The sequence below is a fragment of the Burkholderia sp. KBS0801 genome (assembly GCF_005937855.2).
GTDB classification, from domain to species: Bacteria; Pseudomonadota; Gammaproteobacteria; order Burkholderiales; family Burkholderiaceae; genus Burkholderia; species Burkholderia ambifaria.
Map to the genome: position 1 here is coordinate 2,607,403 of NZ_CP042178.1, position 11,677 is coordinate 2,619,079.

General features: G+C 64.9%; 5 protein-coding genes. 2 read left to right on the forward strand and 3 right to left on the reverse strand.

The genetic code is table 11. The annotated features are described in order from the left end of the window. Positions 1-21 precede the first annotated feature (21 nt). Positions 22-2,667 carry a fimbria/pilus outer membrane usher protein gene (locus FFI87_RS28600; RefSeq protein WP_138849864.1) on the forward strand — a complete coding sequence of 882 codons (2,646 nt, stop codon included), beginning with the start codon at positions 22-24 and terminating at the stop codon, positions 2,665-2,667. Between the two features lie 96 nt (positions 2,668-2,763). Continuing rightward, a complete protein-coding gene (locus FFI87_RS28605) occupies positions 2,764-3,885 on the forward strand; it encodes a fimbrial protein (protein ID WP_138849863.1) in 1,122 nt (373 codons plus the stop codon). On the opposite strand, the gene FFI87_RS28610 is transcribed toward FFI87_RS28605, so the two are convergent. The 3 genes from FFI87_RS28610 to FFI87_RS28625 form a co-directional block, all read right to left on the reverse strand. Continuing rightward, positions 3,866-6,964 (reverse strand): ATP-binding protein, encoded by a 3,099-nt coding sequence (locus FFI87_RS28610; RefSeq protein WP_138849862.1) that lies wholly within the window; start codon positions 6,962-6,964, stop codon positions 3,866-3,868. The genes FFI87_RS28605 and FFI87_RS28610 overlap by 20 nt on opposite strands. A 181-nt stretch (positions 6,965-7,145) precedes the next feature. Further along, positions 7,146-7,814: a response regulator transcription factor gene (locus FFI87_RS28615; protein ID WP_138849861.1), complete on the reverse strand. Its 669-nt coding sequence runs from the start codon at positions 7,812-7,814 to the stop codon at positions 7,146-7,148. Positions 7,815-8,438: 624 nt separating this feature from the next. Beyond that, positions 8,439-11,543 carry an ATP-binding protein gene (locus FFI87_RS28625; protein WP_138850260.1) on the reverse strand — a complete coding sequence of 1,035 codons (3,105 nt, stop codon included), beginning with the start codon at positions 11,541-11,543 and terminating at the stop codon, positions 8,439-8,441. Positions 11,544-11,677: the final 134 nt, after the last annotated feature.

Genomic DNA, 11,677 nt, shown 5'->3' on the forward strand with positions numbered 1-11,677 from the left:
AATACTGACGGGAAAGATCAAATGACGGAGAAGCGGCAACCGAGCATGCAGGCGGAGACAGAACCGAAACTGAAGCCGGTCTGCGCGCTGCTTCTCACGATCATCGCGGGTTGGCAGACGCACGCGCATGCGGCACAGGCCGATGCCGGCGAACTGCAGGTCGCGCAGACGGATTTCGCGCAGGTCGAGTTCGAAGGCGGCTTCCTGAACAACGGCAAAGGCGCGATCGACGTGTCGCGCTACGGGCGTCGCAACGTCGTGCGGGCCGGCCTGTACAAACCCGACGTCTATGTCGACGGCAACTGGGCCGGCCGCGTCGAATTGCAGTTCAAGAGCGCGCCGAACACGGTCGATGCGCAGCCGTGCTTCGACAAGGCGCAGTTCGAGCTGATCGGTGTCGATTTGTCGAAGCTGCCGCAGGACGTGCGCGCAACGCTTGACGAGGACGGCGCGTGCCTGCGTATCGGTCAGGCCATTCAGGAAGCGTCGGTCAGCTACGACTTCAACGAGCAGCGGCTGGATCTGAGCATCCCGCAAATCTCGATGCGGCGGCAGGCACGCGGCTACGTGAGCCCCGACCAGTGGAGCGAGGGCGTCCCGGTCGGGATGCTCGGCTACAACGCGAGCGTGTATCACTCGCGTACCGGCGGCCAGGGAGAAAGCACGCAGGGCTATGTCGGCGTCGACGGCGGCATCAACGTCGGACGCTGGCACTTCCGTCATAACGGCTCGTTCAGTTGGGACGATCGCGGCCGCAGGAAGTACGAGAACGTCTCGACTTACCTGCAGCGCGACCTGACCGCGTGGTCGTCGCAGTTGATCGTCGGCGACGCGTACACGTCCGGCGATCTGTTCGACTCGACGTCGTTCCGAGGTGTGCGCCTGTACACCGACGACCGCATGCTGCCTGAATCGCAGCGCGGCTATGCGCCGGTCGTACGCGGCGTCGCAAACACCCACGCGAAGGTCACGGTCACGCAGAACGGCGCGACGCTGTACGAGACGACCGTCGCGCCGGGCACGTTCGTGATCGACGACCTGTATCCGACCGGTTACGGCGGCGACCTGAAGGTCAGCGTGACGGAAGCCGACGGTTCCGTGCATTCGTTTTCCGTGCCGTACGCGGCGGTGCCACTGTCGCTGCGCCCGGGCCAGAATCGCTACAGCTTCACGACGGGCGTCGTACGCAACCTGCCTAACACCACGCCGTACTTCGCGCAGGCGACCTGGCAGCGTGGCGTCACGAACCTGCTGACTGGCTATAGCGGCGTGACGTTCGCGCAAGGCTATCTGTCCGCGATGGCAGGCGCGGTGCTGAACACGTCGCTGGGCGCGGTCGGCGTGGACGTCACGCATGCGACGACGTCGATTCCGGGCGAGCGCCGCTATTCGGGGCAGAGCTTCCGGATCAGCTACGCCAAGGCCGTCGCGGCGACCGGCACGAACGTCGCAATCGCCGCGTATCGCTATTCGACGAACGGCTTCTTCGCGCTGAACGACGCGATGCTCGCGCGCGACCAGACGAAACTCGGTGTGGGATCGACCAGCGTGTCCCGGCAGCGCAACCGCGCGTCGCTGACGGTGAGCCAGTCGCTCGGCGCCCGTGGCGGCAGCCTGAACGCAACCGCATCGGCGTCGACCTACTGGAACCGCAGCGGGTCGGACGTCAACTTCACGGTCGGCTACAACAACACGTTCCGCAACGTCGCGTATAGCGTGTCGGCAACGCGCCAGCGCGACGCATGGGGCCGGTCGAGCACGATGTACTACGCAAACCTGTCGATTCCGCTCGGCAAGGCGCGGCCCATGACGCTCGCGACCAGCTTCAGCCGCGACACCCGCGGCTCGACACAGGCGCAAACGAGCCTGTCGGGCGCGCTCGGCGTCGACAACAACCTGTCGTACGGCGTGAACGTGAACCACGGCAATTCGTCGGGCACGTCGCAGACCAACGGCGGCGCGAGCATCCAGTACCGCGGCCCGGTCGCTGAACTGAGCGGCAGCGTCAGCGCAGCCGCCGACTATCAGCAGTTCTCGGCCAGCGCGCGCGGCGCGATCGTCGCGCATCGCGGCGGCATCACGCTGTCGCAGCCGCTATCGGAGACCTTCGCGATCATCGAGGCGCCGAATGCCGAAGGCGCGCGCGTGACCAATACGTCGGGCGTGCGAATCGACCGGCGCGGCTATGCGGTCGTGCCGTACCTGACGCCGTTTGCGATGAACGACATCGGCATCGATCCGAAGGGGCTGTCGACCGATGTCGAACTGAAGGAAACGAGCCAGCGCATCGCGCCGCTGGCGGGCGCGGTGCCGATGCTGAAGTTCAAGACGGCATACGGACGCTCCGCGATCATTCGCGCGCGGCAGGCCGACGGCTCGCCGGTACCGTTCGGCGCGACCGTGACCGATGCGGACGGCAAGGACATCGGCACGGTCGGCCAGGGCGGCAAGCTGCTCGCGCGCGGGCTCGTGGATCAGGGTGAACTGAAGATGCAGTGGGAAGCGGGTCACGGCAAGTCGGTGTGCGCGCTGTCGTATTCGCTGCCGGTACGCAAGCGCACCGGGACCTACCAGCCGCCCCAGAGCCTTGAACTGCCGTGCGTGGCGAGCGAGGTCGCCAGCTATGCGCCGGCCGTGTCGAATCGCGTGGCATCGGCGCGTCGGTGACGTTGCGCAATCTTCACTGCGCAAGCGCTCGAACGTCGCTGACGGCAAAGCCTGCGAAAGTTTCGAAATCGTTTTCGGTCTAACGGGACAGATATTATGAAATGGATGAATGCGGCGAGAAATGCGGACCTGCACGCGGGCGCGCTACGCGCGTCGAATCGCTCCGTAATGCGAATCACGATGCAATGCCTGGCGCTGTGCTCGATTGCATTTTCTGAATCCGCGCTTTCTGTTTGCGAATTGTGGGGCACTGGCAAGTTGACCACGCCCACTCTCCCAGGGAAAGTCAGCGTGACCCAGGACGAAATTCCTTTGGGGGGGAAATTTCCGAACTCGACCACCGATGGCGCGAGTGCTGCCAGTATCAACGCTGATGTTGGGGGGGTATGTCAGTATGACGAATATGTCTTAACCCCGATCGCAAAGGTTATTCCGAATGTAACGTACAAAACGAGCACGGGAAAAGCCGCTGCAGTTTTCGAAACCGGTATACCCGGGATCGGCTTTGTAGTTGAAGTACGATCTAACGGGTTTAGCGATCCCCCTGCGGCACCACTTGTAGACGGCGAACTTTCCATCCCGGTTTCTACACGGGATAGAGGTGGTATTTACGCATCGGTGACGCTTGTCTCTGCCGGTCCGCTCGTGACGGGAACTTACACCTCTAATTCGACCAGGCTTTTCAACTACAGGCTGAAGTACCAAGGTGCGCTTCTTCCAGGAAGTAGCGGATCGAATTACATGTCCTCGCTGACCACGAATGTGACGGCAAGGGCGTGCAAAGTCACATCCGGCGCAACCAATTCGGTCACGCTGCCAACCTTGGTAGCGGCAAGCCTCAAGGCGCCCGGTGACGTGGCATCCGCCCGGTCGGCGCCGTTCTCTGTCGGCCTGAACTGCGATGCGAACGTCAGTGTTCACGCAACATTGACCGATGCGACAAATCCCGCGAATACGGGCAGCGCCCTGAGCCTTGCGCCCAGTTCGACGGCGGCCGGTGTCGGGATTCAAATCCTAAAAAAAGGCGAGAGCACCCCGTTGAGCTTCGGGCCGGATTCGTCTGCCAAGGGAAATACGAATCAGTGGATGGTCGGCAAATCTTCCACCGCCAACACCCAGATTTCAGTGCCGTTCGAGGCCAGATACGTCAAGGTCGCGGAAACGATCAAGCCGGGCTCCGTGAGTGCACTCAGCACGATTACGTTTTCGTATCAGTAGCGACGCCTTCATTCGGGCCGGGCCGGCGCAAGCGGCCGATTGCTTGCTCGATTGCAGCCTGAACGTCGGGCCAAACACGCCCGACTTCGTCCTGGCCTCCGTCGTTCATCGCCCGCTCCGCGCGTGCACATGCATCGCGCGCATCGACGTCGCCCGCCAGCGCGAAGCCGCCGCGCATCGAATGCAGCTCGATGCGAAGCGTATCGGCGTCGCCGCTCGCGAGCGCGTCGCCGATCGCCGCGAGCGAATGCAGCGTCGCGTCGTGCAGCGTACGCCGCACCTCGTCGGTCATCGCGGGCGCGACCGGCACTCGCCCGTGCGCCGGTGCGGGCAATGCCGCGTCGCGCCCCGCATGCCGCCGCAACGCCGCGTCGAGCGTCTCGATCGACAGCGGCTTGAGCACGACCTCCGCCACGCCGACCTGTTCGCAGCGCCGGCGATCCTCGTCGGTCGCGTGCGCCGTCATCGCGATCACGGGCACGCGGGCACCCTGCTCGCGCAAGAAGTTCGCGAGCGCGAAGCCGTCGAGTTCCGGCATGCCCAGATCGGTCAGCACGACGTCGTACGGCCGCTCGAAGAACGCGCGCATCGCCTCGATGCCGTTGGATACGATCGTCGCGTCGTAGCGCAGCGCGTCGAGCTGGTCGCGCAGCAATGCACGGCTTGCCGGATGATCCTCGGCAACGAGCACGCGCAGCGGTTCGTCATCGTCGGCCTCCGCGCCCGCCTCTGCCCCCGCTTCGGATTCCGCGTCTGCTTCGTACCCGCGCGCGGTATCCGCGAATGTTCCGGGTTCCGGCGCTTCGTGTCGCCAGCCGGACGGCGCTTCGGGCAGCGGCAACGCAGCCACGAAAACCGTGCCTTCGCCAAGATGGCTATCGACGCTCAGCTCGCCGCGCATCAGCGTCACGATGCGCCGGCACAGCGGCAGCCCGAGCCCCGTGCCGCCGAAGCGCCGGTAGATCGACGCATCGGTCTGGACATAGACGTCGAACAGGGTCGGCAGGCTGTCTTCAGGAATGCCGATACCCGTATCGCTGACTGCGATTTCGACGCAACGCCCGGCCGGGCCCGCCTTTGCAAGCCGCACGTCGATCGTCACGCCACCGCGCTTCGTAAACTTGATCGCATTGCTGACGAGGTTCGAGACCAGTTGCCGCAGCCGGGTCGAATCGCCCACGTAACCGTTGGCGAGATCCGGCGCGATGCGGCACGTCAGCGCAAGGTTTTTCGCATCCGCGAGCGGGCGGAAGATCGCGGCCACGTCGTTCACGACACGACGCAGGTCGAACGGAATGCTTTCCAGCACCATCTGGTTCGACTCGGCCTTCGACAGGTCGAGCACGTCGTTGATCACGCGCAGCAGCGCATCGGACGACGACATGATCGTCCCGAGCCGGCGCCGCATCGGCGCCGCCATCTGTGCGCGCTCCATCAGCTCCAGGTTGCCGATGATCGCGTTGAGCGGCGTGCGGATCTCGTGGCTCATCGTCGCGAGAAACGTCGACTTCGCCTTGTTCGCGAGCTCGGCGGCTTCGCTCGCCTCGCGCAGCTTCTCCTCCGCCTGCTTGCGGCCCGTGATGTCGAGCAGCGTGCACAGCAGCACTTCGATCCCGCGATACCGGGTGCGCACGATGTGCGCATCGAGATAGACGGTGCCGGATCCCGAGCGCTCGACGGCCAGCTCTCGCGTGACGCGCCCACGCGCGTTGCCGGCTGGCGCGCCGTCCCGGTACGCGCGCCACAAGCGCTTGCCGAGCGGCTCGCCCGACACGTCCCGCTCGTACGCGATCAGCGCGTCGTTGCGCATGATCGCTTCGCCGTCGACGAACGACAGTAGCACGAGCCCGGCCGGCGCCGTGCGGATCAGCGTCCGGTTGAGCGCCTCGCTTTCGATCAGGCGAATCACCCGCCGATTCGCCGGGCGCAGCGCCCGCCTGTCGAACGTCACGATTGCCATCCATAGCAGCGCGATCGCGAACAGTCCGCACCCGATCGTCAGGCCCACGCGCAGCGCGATGTCGCTCAGCACGCTGCGCCATGAGAAGGTCGCCATCACGACCTCGTCCGACTCCGGTATCCGGTCGCTGATGAGGAAGTTCACGCCGACGCGATGTGCGGCCGTTTTCCAGTCACGCTCCTGGCGGGCAAGTTCGAGCGCGCGGGCCACCATCGTGCTGGCGGGTTGCCGGCCGATCAGGAGATTGCCCGCGGAATCGATGAGCGCATAATCCTTGCCGGCTTCCGGCGAGCGCAGCATCTCGTCGATCTGCGGCCGGCTGTTGATGACGAACGAGGCGACCAGCCCGCCGTGCGCGCCATGCACGCCTTTCACGAGCCGCAGCAAGGAGCGCCCGAGCACCGGATCGAATCGCCGATCAAGCACGATCGCGTCGCTGCCGGGAGCGGTGGCGAGCGTCGCCGGCACGGACTCGCCGTCGTCCTTCGGCTGCAGTTGCCTGATCAGTGCCTTAATGTCGAAACCGGCCGGCAGCGCGAGTGCTTGCTTTGCCAGCGGGTACCCCGTCGCAATGAGAAAATCGCCGTTCGGATCGATCAGATAGGCGGACAACCCCGGATCGGCTGGTTGTGGCGGCGGCAGGACGCCGGTCACTTCGACCGGTTCCAAAAAACGCGCGAGGTAGGGCAAATGAGTGTTCGACGCATCCGTCGACGGGATGTCGGCGAATGCGGCGATCGCCACTCGCCCAGTTTGCCCGACGAATATCTGCCTGCCGCGTTTGCCCTCGAGTGGCCCAGGCAGGCCCGGCGAATTTTCGGCGACGCTCGCCCAATGCAGTTCCATGTCGCCGACATAGCGATTCTGCAATGCCTTCATGACCTCCAGTTCGGCCACGAGCCCGGCCTTGCGCTCCATGAACTCGACACGAAAACGCTCGAGGGACTCCTGGACGTCGAGCAGCAGAACGAGTGCCGCGCACACCAGAATGAACACCGAGATCGCCGCTCCGCTTGCGTACAGCAGGAACTGCTGCTGCCGCCGGACGCGCCCCGGATCGAATGGCTTGCGCACCGCAACGGCGGCGTGAGATACAAGTCTTTTCAGCTTTGCAGGCATGTTCTATCGATCTCGTCGCTCGCGGCGGGGAATACCGCATCATTCGCCGATACCGGCGCATCGGCGTCCTGAAAAGCAGAGTAACCGCGTCGCGCCGCGGGCGTCGGCCCACGCGCAATGCGTCACTTCGGCGGCATCTGGCCCGAAGCCGATCCGGAGCGGCAGCCAGCCCCCGCGATCGTCATGTCGGCAACGCATCGCCGTCGGACGCGCCCGCGAGCTTTTGCTCATCGTTATAGCGGATCAGATCCGCGTCGCGAACGATCCCGAGTTTCTTCATCGCGCTCGACTTCTGCGAACTGATGGTCTGCTTGCTGCGATGGAGCTGCGCGGCGATCTCGCCCACCGTGTAGCCGGCGCCGAACAATCGGACAACCTCGATCTCGCGCGTCGTCAGCGCGCGAGTGGCGGGCTCGGATTCGACGTCCTGCAGCGTCTGTTTGATGAATGGCGACATGTAGTTCGCACCGACGTACGCGGCATGCACGGCGCCGATCAGGTGCGAGATCGCGTCCGACTTGCTGAGGATGCAACTCACGCCCTGCTTGTGGATCGCGCGCAGCACGCTCGGATTGTCGATCATCGTGATCGTCACGATATGCAGCGCCGGATAACGGCGCTGCAGGAACGACAGCAGCACGAGCCCGTCGCCGTACTTGCCGCCCGGCATCACATAGTCGAGCACGAGCACGTCGCTCTGCTGCGCGTCGAGCGCCGCGACCAGGTCCGTCGAGTTCGAAACGGTGCCCACGAGCTTGATCGTGCTGTTGCCTTGCAGCGCCTGCGACATGCCGAGCGCGGACGCCGGATGATCGTCGGCTACCATCACGCGCACAAAAAATTCGTCCATGTTCCTGTTTCCCCGAGGCTTTTCAGTCACGCATCCGGTCCCCCGCCGCAACGGGGAGCATGCTCGCGCCATCGTGTCGATGGCTGGCCGTATTCGGCGCACCGGACAAATAGTGCCTCAATTTTAAGATAAATCCCGGTTTGCCCTTCAATCGGCGCTGGCCACGCGGCAGACGGTGTGCGCCGGCGTCAGCGCGCGCGACGCGCACGACGTGTCCGCGCGACCGCGCCGCGCAGATTTGCCGAAGCGCACGACCGCTTGGCGCCGTTACGGGATGCCGGCCGCGCTCTCGCGCAGCGCGGCCGTGCTGCAACCCGGAGCGCTATTGGCGGTTCGAATCGCCGGGCAGGTCATGCGAGTTGCCATCCACCCTATGTTTCCACTCGATAAGCGTACGCCGCCTCTGAACCGGCGACATGAGCAAGAACTCGTTCATCATCGTCAGGAATTCCCGACGAGACTTCTCAGAAAGTGCGGCGAAATCGAGCAACAGTGCGAATATCTTCCCTACATGACGCACGATGTTCCCCTCCAGTATTGATTTGAAATCTGCCGCGCGACGTGCGTCGGCACCCTGCCGTTGTTGTTATCTCGAATACTCGTTGATACGTTCGATGCTGTAGGTTACTTGTCATGCAATGCTGTTTCATGATGGGTTTGGCCCGCCGGGCAAGCGGCCACGCATGCGTCCTGCGCCGACGTCGCGGCCCGTCGCTGCCATGCATGCGCAAGCGCGCCGCGCAAGTGCTGGAGTGTCACGGGCTTTGTCAATACGCGCCGGACACCGGCCGTCGTGCAGCGGCGCATGCCTTCGGGCGTCAAATGTGACGTCACGACAAGTACGTCGCACGCGGCATCGACGCCGCGTGCCGCCTCGGCCAGTTGGTGCGCGCGCATGTCGGGCAGATCCCCGCCGATCAGCAGCACGTCCCAGTCGTCGCTGGCCAGCGATTCGAGCGCCGCACGCCCCGATCCGACCTCGGCTGCCGTGCAGCCGAGTGCGTATAGTTGCTCGCTGAAAATCGAGCCGTTGATGGTTTCGTCGTCTGCGACGAGCACGCGCAATGCGCGACTGCCGTGCGCGGCCGCGTCGCGCGACGGCGCGGCCGTCACCGAATCGCGAGCATGCGAATCGTCACGCAGCGGGCCGTCGCCCGACACGGCATCGATCCCGCGGTCATCGCCCATCTGGCCGCCGAGCGCCAACGCGGCGCGCAAGCCGCGGAGCGAGTAACTCGACACGCGGACCGTGTCGCCCGCGCGATACGGTTCGAGCGGGCCGTCGGGTATCGCGAGTATCAGCGGTGCGCAATCGCTCAGGCTGTTCAGATCCGCTCGCGACCACGTGTCCGAATCGCCGAACAGCACGACCGCGCCGCGTCGTGCCATGCCGGCCGGCAGACTCGACGGGCTGTCGTACACGCTGACGTCGAATTCCCATGCATGTAGATGCGGCAATGCAAAATCGCACCATTCGGGATGCGCGGCAATCAGCGCCAGCGCGTGTGCGCGAGCCGCGCGCGGCCGGTCGAGCGCGACGATGTCCATGCCGAGCGGCAGAAGCACCTTGAAACGGCTGCCGACGCCCGGCTTGCTCTCCACCGCGATGCTGCCGCCCATCGCCGCGACAAGCCGGCTGCACAGCGCAAGCCCGAGGCCGGTGCCGCCGTAACGTCGCGTGATCGACGTGTCGACCTGCGAAAATGCCTTGAACAACTTGTACCGATGTTCGGCGGCGATGCCGATGCCGGTATCCTCGACCTCGATCGACAGTTCGGGTACGTCGTGCCGCCCGGCGAGGACAGCAACGCGCACGGTCACGCGGCCCGCATCGGTAAATTTGAGCGCGTTGTTCACCAGATTGCGGAGCACCTGCGCGAGCCGCGTCGGATCGCCACGCATTTGCTGCGTGCTGCACGCATGGATTTCGCAGAACAGCTGCAAGCCCTTCGCCTTCGCGATCGTCGCGAACGCGTTCAGCTCGCGCTCGACCGTCTCGATCACGTCGAACTCGATCGATTCGACCGACATCGCGCCGGCCTCGATCTTCGAGAAATCGAGAATGTCGCCGACGAGCGCGAGCAGGCTTGTCGCCGATGCCCGCAGCGTGTGCACGCGATCGTGCTGGACCGCGTCGAGCGCCGAGCGCTCGAGCAGTTCCAGGTTGCCGAGGATCACGTTGAGCGGCGTGCGGATCTCGTGGCTCATCGCCGTGAGGAACGACGATTTCGCCGCATTGGCCGAATCGGCGGCGCGCACGGCCTCTTCCAGCTGCTGCACGAGCTGCCGCTTGGCGGTCACATCGGCAACCGCGGCGATCAGCACGTCCGTGCCCTGATAGCGTGCGCCGCACGCAATGAATTCGAGATGCTGCCGCGTGGCTTGCACTTCGCCCAGCAGCAGGTCGTCGTGCTGCACGCCGCCCTCATCGCCGCACGCCTGCCAGGCGTCGACCACCTGGCTCGACAGCGCGTGATAGTCGCCGCCCATGCGCTCGACCATGTCCGTCAGCGCCGGGCTCACCAGCATGAAACGCCCGTCGTCGCGCGCGATCAGCCCAAGCCCGATCGGTGCCATCTCGATCACGCTGCGGCACAGCGCTTCGCTGTCGAACACGCGTTGCGAGTGCGCGTAGAGCGGCACGAACTCTCGCCGATGAAAGCGCAGCAGCAAACCCCACATGACCATGAGCGCGAGTAGCGTCGCGGCGCCGAGCGTACCGGCCGAGCGCGCGACGCCGGCCGCGATGTCGGTCCACGACAGCGCATAGGCAAGCGTCCAGCCCGTCGATTCGAGCTTGCCGTGAAACAGCAGGAAGCCGTCCCGGAACACCGGCGCGCTCGACGACGACGCGCCGCCCCGCCACGGGTTCAGCTTCAGCAGGCTTTCCACGCGGCCGGTTTCGCCCGCCGTGGGATCCATCGTGACGAGCTGGCCATCGGCCGTCGTGATGTAGAACATGCCTTCGGGGCGATAGTCGGCGAGCCAGGACAGCAGGTAATCGGTCGGATATTCGGTGACGAGCACCGCGAACGGCTTGCCGTTGTCGCGCGCCTCGGCCGCGAGCCGGATGCGCGATTGCCCCGATACGGGATCGATGAACGGCGGCAGCCAGCGCACGTGCGGGCGGGCATCGACGATGTCCGGATACGGGCGCTCGAAATCGACGCGCAGCGCATCCAGCACACGTGCGCGGCTTTCCGGCGAAACCAGCGCCGGATCGTCACGATCCCGATGAGGTATCAGCGCGAACAAGCCCGTGCGCGTGCTGTAGTGGTAACCCTCCAGCGTGCGGCCGCGATTGAGCGAACTGGCCGCGCAGATGCGTGCCAACAGGACCGACAGCGACAGATAGCGCGCGACTTCAGCCCGATCGCTGTTACGCGCAGGCACGCCGACGACAAGCGACGGATGCGGACGGGTCGCGACGCGCTGGTCGTTGAGGAAGAATTCGTCGACAACCGCCGCGGGCGCGTCATCGGCCTCCTGCCAGATCAATTGCGCATTCGCGACGCCGTTGCGGAACGAGGTTTCGCTTACCTGGATTTCGTTCAGCGTCTGCTCCAGGCCGTTCAGGTAGTTGCGCCGCTGCCCCTCGACATAGCCCGAGACGATCGATGCCATCCCGAGACCGCAAGCGATCAGGACAAGGATGGTGACGACGATACCGCCACCGAACACCGAAATGCTCTGGTAACGACGAAGGGATTGAAGCGGGCTCTGCGACATGGCGCGCGGCGACGATCGCGAACGCAGCCGGAACAGCGCTGTTCCGACATCCGTGATCGTCACGGGAAACACTCGGAAAAAGGGGAGTTCCGATCATGCCAAAGGCCCGCCGGGGTGTCCGCATCGTACGAACC

Bases quoted from the DNA above. Each gene is read 5' to 3' on its own strand.
- FFI87_RS28600 (WP_138849864.1), top strand. From the start codon at position 22: ATGACGGAGAAGCGGCAACCGAGCATGCAGGCGGAGACAGAACCGAAA.
- FFI87_RS28605 (WP_138849863.1), top strand. From the start codon at position 2,764: ATGAAATGGATGAATGCGGCGAGAAATGCGGACCTGCACGCGGGCGCG.
- FFI87_RS28610 (WP_138849862.1), bottom strand. From the start codon at position 6,964: ATGCCTGCAAAGCTGAAAAGACTTGTATCTCACGCCGCCGTTGCGGTG.
- FFI87_RS28615 (WP_138849861.1), bottom strand. From the start codon at position 7,814: ATGGACGAATTTTTTGTGCGCGTGATGGTAGCCGACGATCATCCGGCG.
- FFI87_RS28625 (WP_138850260.1), bottom strand. From the start codon at position 11,543: ATGTCGCAGAGCCCGCTTCAATCCCTTCGTCGTTACCAGAGCATTTCG.